This is a genomic window from Janthinobacterium sp. RA13, from assembly GCF_000745325.1.
GTDB lineage: Bacteria > Pseudomonadota > Gammaproteobacteria > Burkholderiales > Burkholderiaceae_D > Janthinobacterium > Janthinobacterium rivuli.
In genome coordinates this window covers 3,394,019-3,414,201 of record NZ_JQNP01000001.1, presented here as the reverse complement: position 1 = coordinate 3,414,201, position 20,183 = coordinate 3,394,019, and the positions used below count along the sequence as shown (strand labels likewise).

At 63.5% G+C, this 20,183-nt stretch carries 18 protein-coding genes and 1 pseudogene; 18 read left to right on the top strand and 1 reads right to left on the bottom strand.

The features are described 5' to 3' along the window. Nucleotides 1-91 precede the first annotated feature (91 nt). The 13 genes and pseudogenes from FG13_RS15185 to FG13_RS15125 form a co-directional block, all read left to right on the top strand. Complete coding sequence (locus FG13_RS15185) at nt 92-373, top strand: hypothetical protein (RefSeq protein ID WP_152598776.1); 282 nt, start codon at nt 92-94, stop codon at nt 371-373. Next, nucleotides 370-2,073: a PepSY-associated TM helix domain-containing protein gene (locus FG13_RS15180; protein WP_035822160.1), complete on the top strand. Its 1,704-nt coding sequence runs from the start codon at nt 370-372 to the stop codon at nt 2,071-2,073. Before FG13_RS15185 ends, FG13_RS15180 begins: the two co-directional genes overlap by 4 nt. Continuing rightward, the gene (locus FG13_RS15175; RefSeq protein WP_035822157.1) at nt 2,070-2,411 is read left to right on the top strand and encodes a DUF3325 domain-containing protein; all 342 of its coding nucleotides are present in this window, start codon (nt 2,070-2,072) and stop codon (nt 2,409-2,411) included. The genes FG13_RS15180 and FG13_RS15175 overlap by 4 nt, the downstream gene beginning before the upstream one ends. A 91-nt stretch (nt 2,412-2,502) precedes the next feature. Next, nucleotides 2,503-3,690, top strand: a complete 1,188-nt coding sequence (locus FG13_RS15170) for an efflux RND transporter periplasmic adaptor subunit (protein ID WP_051959104.1) — start codon at nt 2,503-2,505, stop codon at nt 3,688-3,690. A 5-nt stretch (nt 3,691-3,695) separates the two neighbouring features. Then, a complete protein-coding gene (locus FG13_RS15165; RefSeq protein WP_051959102.1) occupies nt 3,696-5,690 on the top strand; it encodes a MacB family efflux pump subunit in 1,995 nt (664 codons plus the stop codon). A 134-nt stretch (nt 5,691-5,824) separates the two neighbouring features. After that, complete coding sequence (locus FG13_RS15160; RefSeq protein ID WP_081922819.1) at nt 5,825-6,355, top strand: sigma-70 family RNA polymerase sigma factor; 531 nt, start codon at nt 5,825-5,827, stop codon at nt 6,353-6,355. Beyond that, the gene (locus FG13_RS15155; protein ID WP_035822151.1) at nt 6,345-7,313 is read left to right on the top strand and encodes a FecR domain-containing protein; all 969 of its coding nucleotides are present in this window, start codon (nt 6,345-6,347) and stop codon (nt 7,311-7,313) included. Before FG13_RS15160 ends, FG13_RS15155 begins: the two co-directional genes overlap by 11 nt. An 80-nt stretch (nt 7,314-7,393) precedes the next feature. After that, nucleotides 7,394-9,907 (top strand): TonB-dependent siderophore receptor, encoded by a 2,514-nt coding sequence (locus FG13_RS15150; protein WP_035822149.1) that lies wholly within the window; start codon nt 7,394-7,396, stop codon nt 9,905-9,907. 126 nt (nt 9,908-10,033) lie between these two features. Continuing rightward, a complete protein-coding gene (locus FG13_RS15145; protein ID WP_152598775.1) occupies nt 10,034-11,038 on the top strand; it encodes an ABC transporter substrate-binding protein in 1,005 nt (334 codons plus the stop codon). 11 nt (nt 11,039-11,049) lie between these two features. Further along, nucleotides 11,050-11,277 carry a hypothetical protein gene (locus tag FG13_RS30940; RefSeq protein WP_235211739.1) on the top strand — a complete coding sequence of 76 codons (228 nt, stop codon included), beginning with the start codon at nt 11,050-11,052 and terminating at the stop codon, nt 11,275-11,277. Further along, the gene (locus FG13_RS31260) at nt 11,169-11,447 is read left to right on the top strand and encodes a helix-turn-helix domain-containing protein (RefSeq protein WP_442905220.1); all 279 of its coding nucleotides are present in this window, start codon (nt 11,169-11,171) and stop codon (nt 11,445-11,447) included. Before FG13_RS30940 ends, FG13_RS31260 begins: the two co-directional genes overlap by 109 nt. A 51-nt stretch (nt 11,448-11,498) precedes the next feature. Continuing rightward, nucleotides 11,499-12,661, top strand: a protein-coding gene (locus FG13_RS15130; protein ID WP_152598925.1) for an IS3 family transposase whose coding sequence is annotated in 2 segments (ribosomal slippage) — nt 11,499-11,754 and nt 11,754-12,661 — 1,164 coding nt in all. Because the reading frame shifts where the segments join, the coding sequence is not laid out codon by codon here. A gap of 18 nt (nt 12,662-12,679) precedes the next feature. Further along, nucleotides 12,680-12,922: pseudogene (locus FG13_RS15125) on the top strand (transposase); the annotation flags it as partial. Nucleotides 12,923-12,995: 73 nt separating this feature from the next. Here FG13_RS15125 and FG13_RS15120 read toward each other — a convergent pair. Continuing rightward, the gene (locus tag FG13_RS15120) at nt 12,996-13,535 is read right to left on the bottom strand and encodes a hypothetical protein (protein ID WP_035822144.1); all 540 of its coding nucleotides are present in this window, start codon (nt 13,533-13,535) and stop codon (nt 12,996-12,998) included. Nucleotides 13,536-13,861: 326 nt separating this feature from the next. On the opposite strand from FG13_RS15120, the gene FG13_RS15110 reads away from it, so the two are divergent. The 5 genes from FG13_RS15110 (at nt 13,862) to FG13_RS15090 (ending at nt 20,073) form a co-directional block, all read left to right on the top strand. Next, entirely contained in the window at nt 13,862-14,665 is an 804-nt protein-coding gene (locus FG13_RS15110) for a cytochrome C assembly family protein (protein ID WP_035822139.1), read from the top strand. Further along, on the top strand, nt 14,662-14,922 hold the full coding sequence (locus FG13_RS15105) for a PP0621 family protein (protein WP_035822137.1): 261 nt from the start codon (nt 14,662-14,664) through the stop codon (nt 14,920-14,922). The genes FG13_RS15110 and FG13_RS15105 overlap by 4 nt, the downstream gene beginning before the upstream one ends. A gap of 120 nt (nt 14,923-15,042) precedes the next feature. Next, nucleotides 15,043-16,128, top strand: coding sequence for a sigma 54-interacting transcriptional regulator (locus FG13_RS15100; protein WP_081922592.1), 1,086 nt, complete (start codon nt 15,043-15,045; stop codon nt 16,126-16,128). Then, complete coding sequence (gene ampD / locus FG13_RS15095) at nt 16,106-16,717, top strand: 1,6-anhydro-N-acetylmuramyl-L-alanine amidase AmpD (protein ID WP_035822135.1); 612 nt, start codon at nt 16,106-16,108, stop codon at nt 16,715-16,717. Before FG13_RS15100 ends, ampD begins: the two co-directional genes overlap by 23 nt. 392 nt (nt 16,718-17,109) lie before the next feature. Further along, nucleotides 17,110-20,073, top strand: a complete 2,964-nt coding sequence (locus FG13_RS15090; RefSeq protein WP_035822133.1) for a ribonucleoside-diphosphate reductase subunit alpha — start codon at nt 17,110-17,112, stop codon at nt 20,071-20,073. Nucleotides 20,074-20,183: the final 110 nt, after the last annotated feature.

Genomic DNA, 20,183 nt, shown 5'->3' with positions numbered 1-20,183 from the left:
CTATCTTGATGAAGGATGCATGGCTTATGGAAGTGCAGTTGAATCTGGCCCGCGATGGCGCGCGCCAGCGTATGCCGCAGGGAGCGCCGCGATGATGAAATCGGCCCACATGATGTTGTTCTCGCGCGTGCTGGCCGCCGTCTTTGGCGGCTATGCACTGACGTCCGGCGTGGCCGTGCTGCTGGCCGCCGTGCTGCCGCTGTCGCGCGCCGAAGCCGTGCTGACGGCCACCCTGAGCGCCTTCGTCGTCTACACCTGCGCCGTGATCTGGGTCTTTGCCGTGCAGGATCTGCGCCGCGCCTGGCTGGGCATGCTGCTGCCGGCGATTCTATGCGGCGGCCTTGGCCTGCTGCTGTCGCGAGGTGCAGCATGAACGCCGTCAAGGTAGATAAAGTGGTGAAAACGCCGCAGCAGGGCGGCTTGCGCCAGGCCATGGCCTGGCTGCATACGTGGAGCGGCCTGTGGATTTCCTGGCTGCTGTTCGCCATTTTCCTGACCGGCACCCTGGCCGTCTTCGACGACCCGATCGGCCACTGGATGACGCCCGAACACGCGCTCGAAGAGGCGGCGCATGCGAACGATCCGCCGCTGCCGAAGGTCACGGACCGTGGGCACCGCCTGGAACTGGCGCTCGACTTCATGGCCAAGGAACATCCGAAGGCGGACATGTGGGAAATCTGGCCCGTGCAGCGTCCCGGCCACGGCTTGTCCGCCTATTGGTTCCAGCCCGCCGGCGGCTACGGCTCGGCGGACCTCGATCCGCTGACGGGCGCCGTCATCGAACATGCGCGCGAGGAAAATGCGCGCGAGACCATCGGCGGCCACCATTTCGTCGATTTTCACTACGAGCTGCACGCGGGACGCATCGGCGTATGGATCGTCGCCATCACCACCATGATCATGCTGGTGGCGCTGGTGAGCGGCGTCATCACGCACAAGCGCATCTTCAAGGATTTCTTCACCTTCCGCCCGGCCAAGGGCCAGCGCTCGTGGCTCGACGCGCACAACGCGGTGGCCGTGCTGACCTTGCCGTTCCAGTTCATGATCGCCTACACGGGCCTGGCCTTCTTCAGCGATGACTATGTGCCGGCCCCCGTGGTGGCGCAATACGGCATGGACAATGCCAAGAAAGCCTTTTTGGCCGACTGGAACGATGTGGGTAAACCCGTGAAAACGGGCCAGCCGCTGGCCATTCCCGCGCTGGAATCGTTCGCGCTGCGCGCCGAACAGGCCATCGGCCAGGAAATCCGCGCCGTGGTGCTGGACAACCCGAACGACGCGTCCATGCGCGTGTGCATGTACGGCTGGAATGAAGAGACGGACACGATGGAACGCCTCAGCGCCAACACGGGCCGGGCCTGCTATGCGCTGGCCACGGGCGAACAGGTCGCCTTGCGCCTGCCCGGCGAGTCGGATACGGGTGGCGCGGGCCTGACGCGCTCCGTCATGTCGAACCTGCACATGGTGGGCTTCGGCGGCACGCCGATGCGCTGGCTGTACTTTTTCTGCGGCCTGGCCGGTACGGCCATGATGGGCACGGGGGCGATCCTGTTCATGGTCAAGCGTCGCCAGAAGTCGGGCGGCGAGTTCGGCGCCTACACACAGCGCGTGTACCGCGTCATCGCCTGCCTGAACGTGGCGGCGATCGCCGGCCTGTCCATCGCCTGCGTGGGCTTCCTGTGGGCCAACCGTTTGATCCCCGTCGGCATCGAGCACCGCGCCGGCTGGGAATTGCGGGCCTTCTTCGGCGTGTGGTTTGTGATGCTGGTGCACGCCTGCCTGCGCGCGGAAAAGCGCGCGTGGATCGAGCAACTGGGCTTGCTGGCCGCCCTGTGCCTGCTGCTGCCCGTCTTGAATGTATTGAGCACGGGCGACAATCTGGCGGCGCAAATCGCGCGCGGCGACTGGGAAAGCGCCGGCGTGGAGCTGGGCAGCATGGCCTTCGGTCTGCTGGCCGCCTGGGGCGCGTGGAAAGTCCACAAGCGCAAGGAAAAACCACTGAAAAAGGCCGCGGCCAGGGAAAACGCTGCGCCCACGGCCAGCCTGCACGTCACTACGGAAGGACAGTCATGATCAATACCATCCTGTGCGCGCTGGGCCTGTCGTATGCGGGCATGGCCAGCCTCTCGCTGGCGATGGACCGTCACCATGGCCAGGTCTGGGGCAGGGACGCGGCGCCAAACGTGCGGCGCGCGCTGCAGCTGGCCGGCACCGTCCTGCTGGCGCTGGCCATCTGGCCCTGCGTGGCCGGCTGGAGCGCCACCGTCGGCGTGGTCGCCTGGCTGGGGTTCATCGGGGCGGGCGCGCTGCTGGTGGCCCTGCTGCTGCCGTATGCGCCCCGCTTGCTGTTTCGTAGTTCCCTGCTGGCAGCCGTCGCCGCGCTGGCAGGTCTTGTGACGTTCCTGCGGTGATGTTTACCGCCATTTTCAAGGATAGACTGATGCACTTTTCACGCCTGGCGACACCGATTGATGTGTTGAATGTATTGAAAGTGGCTGCCTGATGGCGGCCCGCCTGCCTACCCGCCGCGCCCGCATCCTGGGCGGCGTGGTCTTGCTGGCGCTGTTCGGCGCCGGCGCACTGTGGGCCACGCGCGGCCCGAAAACCGTGTTCGACACGGCGCCCGTCAAGCGCGGCAACATTGAGGCCAGCGTCACGGCCATCGGCACCCTGCAGCCGCAAACCTATGTCGACGTGGGCGCGCAGGTGTCGGGCCAGATCACGCGTTTGCACGTACAGCCGGGCAGCGCCGTGGAAAAAGGCCAGTTGCTGGCCGAGATCGACCCCAGCGTGCAGCAAGCCACGGTCGACGCGGGCCGCGCCGCGCTGGCGGGCTTGCGCGCGCAGCTGGCCGACCAGCAGGCGCAGCACCGCCTGGCGGGCCAGCAGCATGGCCGCCAGAAGCAGATGGCCAAGTTCGACTCCACGCCCTTGGCCGACCTGGAAACGGCCGAAGCCACGCTGGCCTCGGCCGGCGCCAAGATCGATCACCTGAAGGCGCAGATAGCCCAGACCCAGGCCAGCCTGAAGGCGGACGAGGCGCGCCTCGGCTACACGCGCATCTACGCGCCCATGGCCGGCAAGGTGGTGGGCCTGGATGCAAAAGAGGGGCAAACCCTGAACGCCACGTACCAGACGCCGAACATCCTGCGCATCGCCGACCTGTCGGCCATGACGGTATGGACGGAAGTGTCGGAAGCGGACGTGCGCCGCGTGCGCCCGGACATGCCCGTGTATTTCACCACCCTGGGCGGCGACCAGCGGCGCTGGAGCGGCAAGGTGCGCCAGGTGCTGCCGGCCCCGCCGGTGCCCGGTGGTTCCGCCGCCGGCACGGCCCTGGCGCCGTCGACCAGCAAGGTGATCTTGTATACAGTGCTGTTCGACGTGGATAACGCCGACGGCGAACTGATGCCGCAGATGACGGCGCAGGTGGTATTCGTCACGGCCGCGGCGAACAATGTGCTGGCCGTGCCCTTGCCGGCCCTGAAACCATCGACGGAAGAAGGCGCCAAGCCGGGGCAGTTCACAGCCCGCGTGATGGATGTGGACGGCAAGGTCGATACGCGCGCCGTCACCGTCGGCGTGCGCAACCGCCTCAGCGCGGAAGTGCTGCAAGGCTTGCGCGAAGGTGAATTGCTGGTCACGGGCGAACAGCCGGCCGGCAGCGGCAGCAGCAGGTTCCAGCTGTGAGCGCGATGAGCGAGGCCGCGTCGCTGGGGCAAGCCGTAGAAGCTGGCCAGCCGGTTCCTTTGATTGAACTTGCCGGCATCCGCAAGCGCTACGGCGGCCATGACGGCGCGCCGGCCGTGGAAGTACTGCGCGGCCTGACCTTGTCGATTGGCGCCGGCGAATTCGTCGCCATCGTCGGCGCGTCCGGTTCCGGCAAGTCGACCCTGATGCATTTGCTCGGATGCCTGGACCGTCCCAGCGACGGCACGTACCGCTTCGCCGGCCAGGACGTGGCCAGCCTGAACCCCGATGAACTGGCGTGGCTGCGGCGCGAAGCGTTCGGCTTCGTCTTCCAGGGTTATCACCTGATCGCCACGGAATCGGCGCGCGAAAACGTGGAAGTGCCGGCCCTGTACGCGGGCATGCCGGCCGCCGCCCGCCATGCGCGTTCCGCAGCGCTGCTCAAGCGCCTGGGACTGGGAGAACGGCTCGATCACCGGCCGAACCAGTTGTCGGGCGGGCAGCAGCAGCGCGTGTCGATCGCGCGCGCGCTGATGAATGGCGGGCGCATCATCCTCGCCGATGAACCGACGGGGGCGTTAGATAGCAGCAGCGGCGCCGAAGTCATGGCCCTGCTGGGCGAACTGGCCGACGCGGGCCACACCATCATCCTCATCACGCATGACCGCAAGGTGGCGGCCCAAGCGCGCCGCGTGATCGAGATCAGTGATGGCGAAATCGTCGAAGACTCGGGCGCCATCGCCATTCCCGCCACGTCGACGGCCTTGCCGCCGCTGGACATGTCGCGCGCCGCGCATGACACGGGGGCCTCGCTGGGCACGGAATTGCTCGACGCGGCGCGCGCGGCATGGCGTGTGCTGTGGATCAACCGCTTCCGCACAGGCTTGACCTTGCTCGGCATCGTCATCGGCGTCGCCTCGGTCATCGTCATGCTGGCCATCGGCCTGGGCACACGCCAGCAGGTGATGGCCCAATTGGGCGCCTTCGGTTCAAACTTGCTGTACATGGCGTCGCGCGGCGAAAGCTCGCGCATTCCGGGACGCAGCATCACCCTGGCCGACCTCGATGCGCTCAAGGACGTGCCGGGCATCACCCACGTGCTGCCGAATGTCACGGGCAACAAGGTGATACGCCACGGTAACCTCGACGTGCAGACCTATGTGCGCGGCACGGGGCCGGCCCTGCCGCAGATCCAGACCTGGCCCGTGGCCAAGGGCGGCTTCTTTACCGAGGAAGACGAGCGCGAGATGGCCACCGTGGCCGTGCTGGGCGCGCACCTGGCGGAAAAACTGATGCCCGACGTGGCCAATCCCGTGGGGCAGAATATCCTGATCGGCAATGTGCCTTTCCAGGTGATCGGGGTGATGAGCGCGAAGGGTGCGCTGACGGGCGAGAAGGATGAAGACGACGTGCTGCTGCTGCCGTTTTCCACGGCCGGCATCCGCGTCTTCGGCCAGCGCGAGCCGACGTACACCGTCATGGCGGTGGCTGATGTGAAGCGCGTGACGGAGGTGGAGGCGGCGGTCGACGCCACCATGTTCGAGCGCCACCGCATCCGCGACTACGGCATCAGCAACGCGGCCGCCTCGATCGCCGCCGAAGCGAAGACGCAGGACAACATGACCATGATGCTCAGCCTGATCGCGGCCGTCTCGCTGGTGGTGGGCGGCATCGGCGTCATGAACGTGATGCTGATGACGGTGCGTGAGCGCACGCGCGAAATCGGCATCCGCATGGCGACGGGCGCGCGCCGGCGCGACATCCTGCGCCAGTTCCTCACGGAAGCCGTGCTGGTGTCGGTGGTGGGCGGCGTGGCCGGCATCGTGGTCGGCGTGACGGTGGCCGGTTTGCTGCTGGTATGGGACGTGCCGGTGATTTTTTCCCTGAGCGCCATCGCCGGCGCATTCGCCTGCGCCGTGGTGACGGGGCTGGTGTTTGGCTTCATGCCGGCGCGCAAGGCGTCGGGACTCGACCCGGTCGTGGCGCTGGCTGGCCAGTAAGGCCGGCTGTTGTAAAAACGCCGGTGCAATGCCTGCCATCGCGGCCAGGCATGGCGCCGGCGTTGTTGTTTCGGCTAAAATGAGAATAATTCTTATTTGCATTGGTGCCAGGCGCCTGACAGGAAAGGATGCCCATGTCGGCCGCCGACTTCGCCCTACAGCAAGACCACTCTTCTCCCACGCATGCCGCCGGGGCGCTGTACCAGCAGCACCACGGCTGGCTGCATGGCTGGTTGCGCTACAAGCTGGGCAATGCCGCCGACGCGGCCGACCTGGCGCACGACACCTTCATCCGCATCCTGGCGCGGCGCGATCTCGGCGCCATCAGCCAGCCGCGCGCCTACCTGACGACGGTGGCGCGCGGCATCCTGATCAACTGGTACCAGCGCCAGGCGCTCGAACGCGCCTATCTTGACGCCATCGCCCTGCTGCCCGAAGCGCAAGCGCCTTCATGCGAAGACCAATTGCTGATCCTGGAAACCCTGCACCAGGTCGACGCCATGCTCGATTCCCTGCCGGCCGCCGTGCGGCGCGCCTTTCTGCTGTCGCAGCTGGAAGGGTTGACGTATGACGCCATCGCCGCGCGGCTGGACGTGTCGCTGGCCAGCGTGAAGCGCTATATGAAGCAGGCGTTCCTGGCGTGCCTGCGGCTCGATGGCGACTAGCTTGGGCGCCCGCGTTCCCATCGATCCGCGCGTGCTCGAACAGGCGGCTGACTGGCTGATGCAACTGCACTCGGGCGCGGCCAGCGCGCAGCAGCGGCGCGAATGCGAACGCTGGCGCGCGAGCGACCCGGAACATGCGCGCGCCTGGCAGCGTGCCGAGGCGCTGCTGGGCAAGCTGGGTGGCCTGCCGCCGGAGCTGGCCATGCCGGCGCTGGACCGGTCCCGCGCATCGAGAACCTTGGCGCGCCGCGCCGCGCTGCTGAAACTGGCGGCCTTGCTGGCCGTGGTGCCCGGCGCCTGGCTGCTGATGGAGCAGCAGGGCTGGCGCCATGACTACCAGACGACGACGGGCGAGCGGCGCGACATCGTGCTGGCTGATGGCAGCCGCATCAGCCTCAACACGGCCACCACTCTGGACGTGCAATTCGATGGCGCGCAGCGCCTGCTGACCCTGCGGCGCGGTGAAATCGCCGTGCACACCGCGCCCGATGCGCAGCGCCGCCCCTTCTTCGTCGCCACTGCCGAAGGCCGCCTCGAAGCGCTGGGCACGGTGTTTTCCGTGCGCCAGGAAGACGGCCAGACGGCGCTGGCCGTGCGGGAAAGCCGCGTGCGCGTGCAGGCGCGCAGCGGTGCGCAGCACATCATTGCGGAGGGTTCGCAGGTGGACTTCACGGCGGCGGCCATCGGCGAACCGCGAGCGCTGGACGGCGGCGCGCTGGCGTGGCAGCGCGGCATGCTGCTGGCCGACGCCATGCGCCTGCACGACTTCGCGCTGGAACTGGGCCGCTACCGGCCCGGCATCGTGCGCTGCGATCCCCGCGTGGCCAATGTGCGCGTCTCGGGCGCCTTCCCCATCACGGATACGGATGCGGCGCTGGTGATGCTGGTGTCGACCTATCCCGTGGCGGCGCGCACGCGTCTTGGCGGCTACTGGGTCACCCTGGATGCGCCAGAATAAATAGTTGAAGAAACCTGACACTTTTTTCGCGCCGGGCTGGCAAGGGGAGGAAGATCCCATTGCCATGTAAAGGAAACGTCATGCCCGCCGCCCCCCTCCGTTCCATCGTTTTTCTCTCCGTCCACCTTGCCATGCTGGCCATGGCGGCACCGGCCCATGCGGTGTCGCTCGACGCGCCCGCCGCGCGCAGCATTGAACTGCCGGCCGGCCCCCTGGGCCGCAATCTCTCCACCGTGGCTGTCGAAGCGGGCATCGCCCTGTCCTTCGATCCAGCCCTGACGGCGGGGCTGAGCAGTCCCGCGCTGAGCGGCAGCTATACCCCGCGCGCAGCGCTTGCGCACCTGCTGGCCGGCAGCGGCCTGGAAATCACCGGCCGCAGCGACGGCAGCTACACCTTGCAAAAAGCGCTGCCCGCCACCTCTGCCACCTCTGCCACCGCTGCCAGCGCCGCCGGCGAACAAACCCTGGCCGCGATCCGCGTGCGCGCGCGCCGCGCCGCCGATGGCAGCACGGAAGGAACGGCTTCCTACACGAGCCGCGTCACCAGCATCGCGTCGAAGACGGACCAGTCATTTCGCGAGATTCCCCAGTCGGTGTCGGTGGTGACGCGCCAGCAGCTCGATGACCAGGACGTCAAGGATATCGGTGGCGCCATGGCGCTGACGCCGGGCATCACTTTGCAGCGCGTAAACGGCCACGCCTATAATTTCTACTCACGGGGCTTCCAGATCGACAGCATGCAGATCGATGGCGGCGCGCCCTTCAATATCGGCAGCTACACCGCGACGGCAATCCAGGACATGGCGATGTACGACCGGGTCGAGGTGATGCGCGGCGCGTCCGGCCTGCTGGCCGGTGCCGGCGATCCCGGCGGCATCATCAACCTGGCGCGCAAGAAACCGCTCGAGCACCGGCAGCTGACGGCCGGCTTGTCGGCGGGCAGCTGGAGCAATTATCGCGCCGACATCGACGCCACGGGCCCACTCACTGACGACGGGCGGCTGCGCGGGCGGGTGGTGGCCATGTATGAAAATGATGGCTCCTTCATGCGCCACTTTCGCACGGAAAAGGCACTCGTGTATGGTGTGCTGGAAGCGGACCTGCCCACGGGATCGCTATTGACCGTGGGCGGTTCGCATGGCAAGCGCGATACGACTGGCAGTGGTTCCGGCTTGCCCCGTTATGCGGACGGCGCAGATGTGCACTTGCCGCGCTCGACCAACCTGAGCCAGCCCTGGGGCTACGTCGACAACGAGGTCACGGAACTATTTGCCCAGCTTGAACACCGTTTTTCCACTGGCTGGAAGCTGAAATTGAATGTCAGCCATGTCGAGCAGAGCGCCAAGGGGCGCGGCACGTTTACCACGGGCGCCGTGCAGCCCGGCGGCAGTGACGGCGTCGTGTGGGCCGGTACGCGCAACAATGCCTGGAATCACCAGAATGTGCTGGATCTGAATCTGACGGGCAATTTCAAGCTGCTGGGACGCACGCATGAGTTGCTGCTGGGGGCCGACCGGCAGAAGGTCACGAGCTACTGGGATTCGGCCCGGCAGACGGGGGCGGGCATCACGCCGGCCAATCCCTTCGATCCCGATGCCACGCCCTGGGCGGGTGGCGATAATGGCCCTGTCTGGTACCGTTTCCATCCATGGGAGCAGGAACAGTATGGCGCTTACGGCACCGTGCGCCTGCATCCCAGCGACCAGCTGCACGTGGTGCTGGGTGCGCGCCTGGCTCGCTACAAGTTCAAGCAATACGTGGCATCCCTGGACGGCGACACGGGAAGCTGGTCGCCCGATTCGGACAGCCGCTTCAGCGAGCCGACCAAGCTGACGCCGTATGGCGGCATCATTTACGACCTCAATCCACAGTGGTCGGCGTATGCCAGCTATTCCGCCATCTTCAAGCCGCAGGCGCTGTACAAGGCGGGGCCAGTGCCGGGCACCTCGCTCAAGCCCATCACGGGCAAGAGCTATGAAGGCGGCCTCAAGGGCGAATTGCTTGAGGGCCGCCTGAATGCCACCTTCAGCCTGTTCCATGTCGAACGCAGTGGCGAGGCCGTGCTTGACCCTGGCTATCCGGAAGAAACCGACCTGTATGCTGGCAATTGCTGCTATTTGCCGCAGGGCAAGGTGACCAGCCGCGGCGTGGATATGGAAGTGGGCGGCGAACTCTTGCCCGGCTTGCAGGCCGCCGCCGGCTATACTTTTAACCACAGCAAGAATGACAGCACGGGCTTGCCTTTCAGCAGCATCACGCCCAAGCATCTGTTCAAGCTGTCGACGGCGTACACCTTGCCTGGCGCCTGGTCGGCCTGGAAGGTGGGCGGCAATGTCGCCATCCAGAGCGCCAACTACACGAGCGGCACGGTGGTCACGCGCGATGGCGGCGAGCAGGACTTCCAGTTTACGCAGGGCGGCTATGCCGTCTGGAGCGCGCTGGCGCAGTACCGCATCGATCCCCGCTGGTCGCTGGCCCTGAACGTCAATAACGTCTTCGACAAGCGCTACTATGAAAAGACGGGCTACACGGGGGGCGGCAACTGGTATGGCGCGCCACGCAATGCGAGCCTGACCCTGCGCGCCACGTTTTAAGCAGGATGGGCTGGCCAGGGCAAAAAAATGTTGCCCTGGCTCCAACACGCGGTACTATCTCCTGATAATAAAAGCAGTGATTCGCGTGCCCTTGCGGGCACACACCAACCACCACAGGAGAACCCGATGCAGAAAAAATCAACCTTGAACAAAGTGAGCTTGAAGAGCGGTATCGCCGCCGCCCTCGTGCTGGCCTTCGGCATGGGCGCCGTGCAGGCGCAGGCGCAGGAAGTCGTGCGCCTGGGTAATCTGAAATTCGCCCATTACGGCGCCGTGTCGTACATCAAGGAAATCGCGCCCAAGTGCGGCATCAAGGTTGAAGAGCATATCTTCGCCAAGGGCCTTGACGTGATGCAGGCGATTATCGCGGGCGAGCTGGACGTGGGCGCGACGGCGTCCGAAGCGGCCATTTCCGGCCGCGCCGGCGGTGCCCCGATCTACGTGGTAGCCGGTTTTGCCAAGGGCGGCGCGCGCCTGGTGGCGGGTGCGGGGCAAAAAATTACCAGCGTCAAGGAACTCAAGGGTAAGCGCGTGGGCGTGACGCGCGGCGGCATCCAGGAAGTGCTGCTGCTGGCCGAGCTGTCGCAGGCGGGCCTGACGTATTCCGAAACCAAGGGCAAGGATGTGCAACTGGTGTTCCTCGCCTACGCCGACTTGAACCAGGCGCTGATGGGCAAGAATATCGACGCCATGATGCAGTCGGAACCGCAGTCGTCGCAGGCCATCAACAAGGGCTTCGGCACCGAAGTCATCAAGCCGTACGACACGCCGATCGGCGAACCCGTGCGGACCATGGTGATGACGGAAAAGTTTTACAAGGAACGCCGTCCCGTGGCGGAAAAATTCATGCGCTGCTTCGTCGAAGCCACCAAGACCTTTATCGACAACAAGGCGACGGCGGAAAAGTATGTGCGTGAAGTGGTGTTCCGCGGCCAGATCACGAAGGATGACTTCGACGACGCGATCAGCAATTCGCCGTATTCATATGACATCTCGCCCGAGCATATCCAGATCACCACCGACGTGATGGTGAAAACGGGCGTGGGCCGCATGACGAAACCGCCCGTGGCCAAGGACTGGGTCAAGACGGACTTGCTGGAGCAGGCGAAAAAGAGCCTGAACGTGAAGTAAATCAGGCAGCCATGAAAAAAACCTCCGCACCAGCGATTGAACTGAACCCCGAAAGTTGGACACCAACTTTCGGGGTTTTTCTATGGCTAAGCATAGTACGCAGTTCAAGCTGGATGTGGTTCAGCAATGCATGCGGGGTGAGGCAGGAGTCCAAACAATCGCCCGGCAACATGGTCTGGATCATGCCATGGTTCGGCAATGGCTTCATTTATTTAACCTGCACGGACAGGCTGGCTTAAGCAAAAAGTTTAGCCACTGCCCGGCCGAGCGACGGTTGCAGGTGCTCGAGCACATGTGGGCCAACCAGCTCTCCTATCGTCAGACCGCGGCGGTATTCAATATCCGTAGTCCCTCTTGCATCCCTGCCTGGGAGCGCTGCTATCATAGCGGTGGTATTGTAGTGGTTTAATGTACCCGGACACCAATTTAGGCGAGAATGCTCGCCATGGAGAGGTGTTTGATGAGCAAGCAAAGACGTACATTTTCCCCTGAGTTCAAGCAGCAGGCAGCATGCTTGGTATTGGATCAGGGATACAGCCACGTGGAGGCCAGCCGGTCGATTGGCGTCGGAGAATCGCTAATGCGCCGCTGGGTTCAGGAGCTTCAATTGGAGCGACAAGGCGTCACGCCACAGGGCAAGGCGATCACGCCGGATCAGCAGCGAATACAGGAACTAGAGGCGCGCATTGAACGTCTTGAGCGGGAGAAATCCATTTTAAAAAAGGCTACCGCGCTCTTGATGTCGGAAGGGATAGAACGTACCAGGTAATCGATCAGATTTGTGGTGACGAATCAATCGAGTTGATTTGCGCGGTGTTCGATGTCGCGCGGTCATGCCTGTATGCACATCGGGAGCGCGTGCGACACATTGATGTTGAGCGCATGGCATTACGTAGCCGCGTGCACGAACTGTTCGTTGAGAGCCGAAGTTCAGCGGGGAGCCGTAGTATCATGGACATGATGCGCGAGGAAGGCACGGCCATTGGCCGCTTCAAAGTTAGTCGCCTGATGGAGGAGTTGGGGCTGGTCTGCAAGCAACCTGGCAAGCACGCCTACAAGCAGGCCACGGTGGAGCGTGTCGACATTCCGAATCATCTCAACCGAGAGTTCACGGTGGAGGCGCCAAATCAGGTCTGGTGCGGCGATATCACCTATGTTTGGGCGCAGGGGCGATGGTATTACTTGGCTGTGGTGTTGGATCTGTTCGCTCGCCGAGCCGTGGGCTGGGCATTCTCACTACGGCCCGACGCCGACCTTGTTGTGCAAGCGCTGGAAATGGCCTACGAGCAGCGTGGTCGACCGCAGGGACTGCTGTTCCATTCGGATCAGGGCAGTCAGTACGCCAGCCGAAAATTCCGTCAGCGCTTGTGGCGCTACCGGATACGGCAGAGTATGAGCCGTCGGGGAAATTGTTGGGATAACTCACCTATGGAACGACTGTTCCGTAGCTTCAAAACGGAATGGCTGCCGTCAACAGGTTACATGACGGCACAAGAAGCACAACGGGACATCAGCCATTACCTGATGCACCGGTATAACTGGATACGGCCGCATCAGTTCAACCAGGGACTGGCACCGGCCGTCGTCGAAGAAAAACTTAACATAGTGTCCGGGATGGGTTGACCACTACACCAGAAAATGCTGCGCGATAAGGGTGTGGAGCAAAGCATGTCCCGTAAGGGAAACTGCCTCGACAACGCAGCCATGGAAAGCTTCTTTGCCGTGCTCAAGACGGAGTTCTTCTACCTGAACAAGTTCAGCAGTGTCGATGAATTGCAGCGTGGCATCAAACAGTACATCCACTACTATAATCACGAGCGTATCAAGCTCAAATTAAAAGGGCTGAGTCCTGTGCAATACAGAACTCAGCCCTTGTCCACCTAGTAAATAAACTAAACCGTCCAACTATTTGGGGTCAGTTCAGATGGCGCGGAGGTTTTTTTATGGAAGGGTGGCCTTAGCGGGCGTTAAAACCCATCCAGCCCTTCTCCGTCTGGCGGAAGCTCAGCGTGTAGATGCGGGTCAGCTCATCGCCTTTCTTCAGCTGGCGGTTGATGATGGCGCCGTAATTGTCTTGCACGATCTGGTCAGACCACTGCAGCAGGTTCTCGAAACGCTCGGCCGTCATCGCCGCCTGGCGGGCCAGCAGGGGCGCGGGGATCGCTTTCTTTTCCTGCTGCTGTACCCAGAATTCGCGGAAAACCTTGTTTTCGCCGCCCATGCTGCGCGCCATCAGGCCCAGGCCCATGGTCATGCCCACGGAGCCATCCGTCTTCGCCTCCGCCTCGAGCTTGTTGGCCACGTCGGCCAGCAATTCCAGGTAGCCCACCTTGGCGCGCAGGACGGCCGAGCCCTTGATTTCGTACTGTTCGTTTTCTTTCCAGCCATTCAGCTTTTCCAGTTTCGCGATGTCGAAGTATTCCTTGTACAGGTCATAGCTCTGGATGGACGTACGGAAGTATTCCTCGTACGTGGATTGGGAAGGCGCGTCTTTCATGCAGCCGCTTAATAGAGTGCAGGCGGCCAGCAGGAGGCAGGTCCAGGACAATTTTCGAAAAGACATGGCGAGAGGACGTGGCGTAAGGGTGGATAAATATTGCTATGTGGACATAATTATAGGACTGGCTCATCGGGATGGCAACGTGGCTGCGGCGCGGCGACCGTGCGCCGCAGGAAAGATTGCCGAAATCTTGAGGGTGCGCCACCCCGTCATGCCTCAGGCGCGATATCATGGCAGGCTTGCGGCATTGGATGGCGGCGTCGTGCCTGTCACCCGGGCTGTCGCCTGAATCGCGCTTGCCGGCTATGGTGTAAACTTAAACTATGCAGATCTATTTCTTTTTCATCGCCGCCCTGTTGTACGCGGCGTGCGCGGTGCTTCCTTCGTCCCGTGCCCGGCTCATTGCCGGCCTGACCGGCGTCGCCTGGCTGGCGCACGCCGCCACCCTGTGGTTCGACCTGATGGCGCCGGGCACCTTGCGCTTCGGTTTTTCCGCCATGCTGTCGGCCGCGCTGTGGGTGTCGGTGGGCGCCTACTGGATAGAGAACCGCAATTTCAGTCTGGACGGACTGCGCCGCATGGTCATGCCCAGCGCCGTCCTCGCCATCGGCCTGGCCTGGGCCTTTCCTGGCAGCCAGGTCAACATGGAAGGCAAGTCGGCCGTCTTCGGCTGGCATATTGCCGTCGCCGTGCTCGCCTACAGCACCCTGACGATTGCCGCCTTTCACGCCGTGCTGATGGCGCTGCAGGAATCGCGCTTGCATACGCGCAGCGAAAGCCGCGGCTTCATCGGCACGGCGCTGGACCAGCTGCCGGCCCTGCTGACGATGGAAAAGCTGCTGTTCCGCATGATCGGCCTGGGTTTTATTTTGCTCAGCCTGACCGTGCTGTCGGGCATCGTATTTTCTGAACAACTGTTTGGCAAGGCCCTGAACTGGGATCACAAATCCGTGTTTACCATGCTGTCGTGGCTGCTGTTTGCCTCGCTGCTGGCAGGCCGGCGCTTTCGCGGCTGGCGCGGCAAGACGGCCCTGAGCTTTACCCTGGCCGGTTTCGCCACCTTGTTGCTGGCCTATGTCGGCAGCCGTTTTGTACTGGAAGTGGTTTTACACCGAGGATTCGCATGACACGTGTTTTATTCTGGCTGGCGCTGGTGTTCCTGGTGCTGTTTGCTATCCGCAGCAAGATCCGTGGCATGCAGCAGCGGGCCCGCGCGCAGCAGCAACAGCAGCCCAATCCGTATGCGTCGCCCGCGCGGCCGCAGGAATTGCCGGATGCCGAGCTGATGCTGTGCTGCGCCCATTGCGGCGTGTATTACCCGGCCTCGGAAAACGTGCAGGCCAAGGGCCACGACTACTGCAGCCACGCGCACGCCACGGTGTAAGGGCCGGTCGGCAGGGTCGCGCGCGTTGCTCAGCCGTATCGTAACGTCGTCCGGCATCCGTCCGGCGTAGCATCTGCATGAGGCGGTTCGTCGCCGCCATTGCGGAAAGGCGCGCTCCCCATGTCAAGTCCAAGCCCCCGTCCCAGTCCCAGCCAGCTTCCTGTCGCCGGCATGCCGCCGGCGCCTCAACTGAGCGGCAACTCGCTGCCCATGCAGGCGCTGCGCGCGCAGATCGGCCGCATCGCCCGCTGCGGCGCGCCGGTGGCCATCCGTGGCGAATCGGGCACGGGCAAGGAACTGGCGGCGCGCGCCATTCATGCGCAGGGCACGCGTGCCAGCTTCCCGTTTATCGCCGTCAACTGCGGCGCCATTCCCGAAGCGCTGATGGAAGCGGAATTCTTCGGCTGCCGCCCGGGCGCCTATACGGGCGCGCTGCACGAGCGCCAGGGTTTGTTCCAGGCGGCCCACGGCGGCAGCCTGCTGCTTGACGAAGTCGACGACCTGCCGCTGGCCATGCAGGTCAAGCTGCTGCGCGTGCTGCAGGAGCGCCGCGTGCGCAAGCTGGGCGGCAGCAGCGATGAGGCCATCGACGTGCGCATCCTGTGCGCCAGCCAGCATGGCCTGGCGCGCGGCGTGGCCGCCGGCACGTTTCGCCAGGATCTGTTTTACCGTCTGCATGTGATCGAGCTGGCGCTGCCGCCGCTGCGCGAGCGGCGCGGCGATCTGCAGGTATTATGTGAGGTGATCCTCGCGCGCCTGTCGCCACGCCGGACAGTGAGCCTGGCGCCGCCGGTGCTGGCGGCCTTGGCCGCGTATGCGTTTCCCGGCAATGTGCGCGAACTGGAAAACGTGCTGGAGCGGGCACTGGCCTTTGCCGACGGCGGCGTGATCGCGCTTGACGGACTGGCCTTGCCGTCCGTTGCTGGCAGCATGCCCTTGCAGGCGGCGCCGGCACTGCCGGCCTTGCCGGAACGGCAACTGTGCCTGCCCGGCATGGCGGCGCATGGCGTGGCCCCCGTCCTGCCGCTGGACGTGTATTTGCGCCAGGCCGAGCGCGACATGATCATGCTGGCGCTGGTGCAGGCGCGCTACCACCGCGCACGGGCGGCGCGCCAGCTGGGCCTGAGCGTGCGCCAGTTGCGTTACCGCATGCAGAAATTGACGATACAGGAAAGCCTACTTGATGCGCGCATGGACGATAGATGAAGACGGCTGGTGCGACGGCGCGCTGCGCTACGACTCGCCGCACCACGACGCGCGCCCGGACGGGGTGCAAGTCGACTTGCTGGTGATCCATAACATCAGCTTGCCGGGCGGCCACTTCGGCGGGCCGCATGTGTCGGACTTGTTTACGGGCCGGGTAGATTATAATGCCGATCCTTCTTTCGCCGACCTGCGTGGCTTGCAGGTGTCGGCGCACTTTTTTGTGCGGCGCGATGGTGCGCTGCTGCAATATGTTTCTGCTGATCAACGTGCCTGGCATGCGGGCGCGTCCACCTTCGAAGGACGCCCGCAGTGCAATGGCTATTCCATCGGTATCGAAATGGAAGGCGCGGACGATGTACCCTTCCAGCGGCGGCAATACCATGTGCTGGCGGCGTTGACGGCGGCGCTGGTGGCGCGCTACGGCTTGTCGCAGGTGCGCGGCCACGAGCATATCGCGCCGGGAAGGAAGACGGATCCGGGGCCATTTTTCGACTGGTCTTTTTACCAAGAGTGCTGGTTGGAAACCTTGCGCGGGCAGCCTGCGTTAGCGCTTACTTCGCGGGGATTGGGCTTTCCATCCATACCCTGAAAAGTCAACCGAAATCGTATATGAAAATACAAAAAATTACGCCGACGGATGCCGGAAAACTATTGCATCGCCCTTCGATGGGCACTACAATTAGTGCAGAAGTTGGACGTAAAGACTATATGTAGTGCCATCACAGACGTTTTCAGAATTATTGTCAAAGCTACCCGGATTGCTGATAAAGCACTGGAACTGGCGGTTCACCACCCTTGATCGTGTTTCGCGCCAGCCGGGCAGTGCGGTGTGGCGAGATGGATTCTGACACTGTTTTATGCATTATTAATTTACTATTTAGCAACAAATACCTGAAGAAACCCTGACCATCGGGCGTTCTATTCAACAACACACGCGGCAGCAAAACTGCAGGCTGACTTTAGCTGACAACGGGAGCTTCAATGCAATCACCACAAGATATTTCCATCCATCCAACGCCAGTATCGCCAGCGCCAGGCGCGGCCAACAGCGTGGCGAGCACGGGCGCGGCATTGGGCGACTATCGCATCATCCGCCGCAACGGCGCGGTGGTGGCATTTGAGCCTTCGAAGATCGCCATCGCCATGACCAAGGCGTTTTTGGCCGTTAACGGCGGCCAGGGCGCAGCCTCGGCACGCATCCGCGAACTGGTGGAACAGCTGACCGACGGCGTCGTCGCCGCGCTGGTGCGCCGCCATCCGGGCGGCGGCACCTTCCATATCGAAGACGTGCAAGACCAGGTGGAACTGTCGCTGATGCGTTCGGGCGAGCACGACGTGGCGCGTGCCTACGTGCTGTACCGCGCCAAGCACATGGAAGAGCGCCGCCTGCAGAAGGAAGCGCTGGGCGCTTCCGCGCAAGTGACCGCGCCCCAGCTGAACGTCACCGACAACGGCGTGCGCCGCCTGCTGGACATGCAGGAAGTACGCGACCTGATCAACGCCGCCTGCGCCGGCCTGGAAAAGCACGTCGATGCCGACGCCATCCTGGCTGAAACGGTGAAAAACCTGTACGACGGCGTGCCTGTCGAAGAGCTGCACAAGTCGGCCATCCTGGCGGCGCGCGCGCTGATGGAAAAAGACCCGGCCTACAGCCAGGTCACGGCCCGCATCCTGCTGCACACGGTGCGCAAGGAAGTGTTCGGCAAGGAAGTGCCGCAAGCGGCCGCTGCCGCCGAATACCTGACATATTTCCCGCAATACATCGCCAAGGGTATCGCCGCCGAGCTGCTGAACCCGGTACTTGCCAGTTTCGACCTGGAGCGCCTGGCCAAAGCCATCGTCGCCGACCGCGACTTGCAGTTCGGCTACATCGGCCTGCAAACCCTGTACGACCGCTACTTCCTGCACATCCAGGACGTGCGCATCGAAATGCCGCAAGCGTTCTACATGCGCGTGGCCATGGGCCTGGCGCTGAACGAAGCGGACCGCGAAGCGCGCGCCATCGAGTTCTACAGCCTGCTGTCCTCGTTCGACTTCATGAGCTCGACCCCGACCCTGTTCAACTCGGGCACCCTGCGCTCGCAGCTGTCGTCGTGCTACCTGAGCACCGTCTCGGATGACCTGGAAGGCATCTACGACGCCATCAAGGACAACGCATTGCTGGCCAAGTTCGCCGGCGGCCTGGGCAACGACTGGACGCCAGTGCGCGCCCTGGGCGCCCACATCAAGGGCACCAACGGCAAGTCGCAAGGCGTGGTGCCGTTCCTGAAAGTGGTCAATGACACGGCCGTGGCAGTCAACCAGGGCGGCAAGCGCAAGGGCGCCGTCTGCGCCTACCTGGAAACCTGGCACATGGACATCGAGGAATTCCTCGACCTGCGCAAGAACACGGGCGACGACCGCCGCCGCACGCACGACATGAACACGGCGAACTGGATTCCCGACATGTTCATGAAGCGCGTCATGGAAAAAGGCGACTGGACCCTGTTCTCGCCATCGGACACGCCAGACCTGCACGACAAGGTCGGCAAGGCCTTTGAGCAGGCTTACCTGGGCTACGAAGCCAAGGCCGCCGCCGGCGAAATCCGCGTCTTCAAGAAGATCGCCGCGCTGGACCTGTGGCGCAAGATGCTGTCGATGCTGTTTGAAACGGGCCACCCATGGATCACGTTCAAGGATCCTTGCAACATCCGCAGCCCGCAGTCGCACGTCGGCGTCGTCCACAGCTCGAACCTGTGCACGGAAATCACGCTGAACACGGGCCCTGACGAAATCGCCGTCTGCAACCTCGGTTCCGTCAACATGCCGGCGCACATGAAGGAAGGCAAGCTCGATCACGTCAAGCTGGCCAAGACCGTGCGCACCGCCATGCGCATGCTCGACAACGTCATCGACATCAATTACTACGCCGTCGAGAAGGCGCGCAATTCGAACATGCGCCACCGTCCGGTCGGCATGGGCGTGATGGGCTTCCAGGACTGCCTGCACATGATGCGCATCCCGTTCGCCTCGGACGCCGCCGTGTCGTTCGCCGACACCTCGATGGAAGCCGTCTGCTACTACGCCTACCTGGCGTCGACGGAACTGGCCGAAGAGCGTGGCCGCTATGAATCGTATGCCGGTTCGCTGTGGGACCGCGGCATCCTGCCGCAGGACTCGGTCAAACTGCTGGCCGAAGAGCGCGGCGGCTACCTGGAAGTCGATTCCTCGTCGGCCATGGACTGGACCCCGGTGCGCGAACGCATCGCCAAGTTCGGCATGCGCAACTCGAACTGCGTGGCGATCGCCCCGACGGCGACGATTTCGAACATCATCGGCGTGTCGGCCTGTATCGAGCCGACGTTCCAGAACCTGTACGTGAAATCGAACCTGTCGGGCGAATTCACCGAGATCAACGGCTACCTGGTGCGCGACCTGAAGGCGCGCGACCTGTGGGATGAAGTCATGATCTCCGACCTGAAGTACTTCGACGGCTCGCTGGTGAAGATCGACCGCATCCCGCAAGACCTGCGCGACATCTACGCTACCGCCTTCGAAGTGTCGCCAAGCTGGCTGGTGGAAGCGGCTTCGCGTCGCCAGAAGTGGATCGACCAGGCCCAGTCGCTGAACATCTACATGGCTGGCGCCTCGGGCAAGAAACTCGACGAGACCTACAAGCTGGCATGGCTGCGTGGCCTGAAAACCACCTACTACCTGCGTACCATCGCCGCTACCCACATGGAGAAATCGACCTCCAAGACGGGCGCCCTGAACGCCGTGGCAGTCGATGGCGGCATGTCGGCCAGCGCCCAAAGTGCACAAACCAGCGCCCAGGCAGCCGTCGTGGCGGCAGCAGCGGTGGCCGTGGCGCCAGTGGCGGCAGCGGCAGCGGACGACGCTGATGGCGAAGCCTGCTACCTGCGTCCGGGTGATGACGGCTTTGAAGAATGCGAAGCCTGCCAGTAAGATTTTAGTTGTCAGCCCAGTACTTCTGGGCTGATTCAATGTTGTCAATGTCCGTATTGTCCGATTCAACGGGCCTGTTGCGGATCGCCGGCTCGCCGGCATGGAAAGGA

Excerpts from the sequence above, each read along its gene's own strand:
- FG13_RS15185 (WP_152598776.1), top strand. The coding sequence starts at position 92 with ATGATGAAATCGGCCCACATGATGTTGTTCTCGCGCGTGCTGGCCGCC.
- FG13_RS15180 (WP_035822160.1), top strand. The coding sequence starts at position 370 with ATGAACGCCGTCAAGGTAGATAAAGTGGTGAAAACGCCGCAGCAGGGC.
- FG13_RS15175 (WP_035822157.1), top strand. The coding sequence starts at position 2,070 with ATGATCAATACCATCCTGTGCGCGCTGGGCCTGTCGTATGCGGGCATG.
- FG13_RS15170 (WP_051959104.1), top strand. The coding sequence starts at position 2,503 with ATGGCGGCCCGCCTGCCTACCCGCCGCGCCCGCATCCTGGGCGGCGTG.
- FG13_RS15165 (WP_051959102.1), top strand. The coding sequence starts at position 3,696 with ATGAGCGAGGCCGCGTCGCTGGGGCAAGCCGTAGAAGCTGGCCAGCCG.
- FG13_RS15160 (WP_081922819.1), top strand. The coding sequence starts at position 5,825 with ATGTCGGCCGCCGACTTCGCCCTACAGCAAGACCACTCTTCTCCCACG.
- FG13_RS15155 (WP_035822151.1), top strand. The coding sequence starts at position 6,345 with ATGGCGACTAGCTTGGGCGCCCGCGTTCCCATCGATCCGCGCGTGCTC.
- FG13_RS15150 (WP_035822149.1), top strand. The coding sequence starts at position 7,394 with ATGCCCGCCGCCCCCCTCCGTTCCATCGTTTTTCTCTCCGTCCACCTT.
- FG13_RS15145 (WP_152598775.1), top strand. The coding sequence starts at position 10,034 with ATGCAGAAAAAATCAACCTTGAACAAAGTGAGCTTGAAGAGCGGTATC.
- FG13_RS30940 (WP_235211739.1), top strand. The coding sequence starts at position 11,050 with ATGAAAAAAACCTCCGCACCAGCGATTGAACTGAACCCCGAAAGTTGG.
- FG13_RS31260 (WP_442905220.1), top strand. The coding sequence starts at position 11,169 with ATGCGGGGTGAGGCAGGAGTCCAAACAATCGCCCGGCAACATGGTCTG.
- FG13_RS15120 (WP_035822144.1), bottom strand. The coding sequence starts at position 13,535 with ATGAAAGACGCGCCTTCCCAATCCACGTACGAGGAATACTTCCGTACG.
- FG13_RS15110 (WP_035822139.1), top strand. The coding sequence starts at position 13,862 with ATGCAGATCTATTTCTTTTTCATCGCCGCCCTGTTGTACGCGGCGTGC.
- FG13_RS15105 (WP_035822137.1), top strand. The coding sequence starts at position 14,662 with ATGACACGTGTTTTATTCTGGCTGGCGCTGGTGTTCCTGGTGCTGTTT.
- FG13_RS15100 (WP_081922592.1), top strand. The coding sequence starts at position 15,043 with ATGTCAAGTCCAAGCCCCCGTCCCAGTCCCAGCCAGCTTCCTGTCGCC.
- ampD (WP_035822135.1), top strand. The coding sequence starts at position 16,106 with ATGCGCGCATGGACGATAGATGAAGACGGCTGGTGCGACGGCGCGCTG.
- FG13_RS15090 (WP_035822133.1), top strand. The coding sequence starts at position 17,110 with ATGCAATCACCACAAGATATTTCCATCCATCCAACGCCAGTATCGCCA.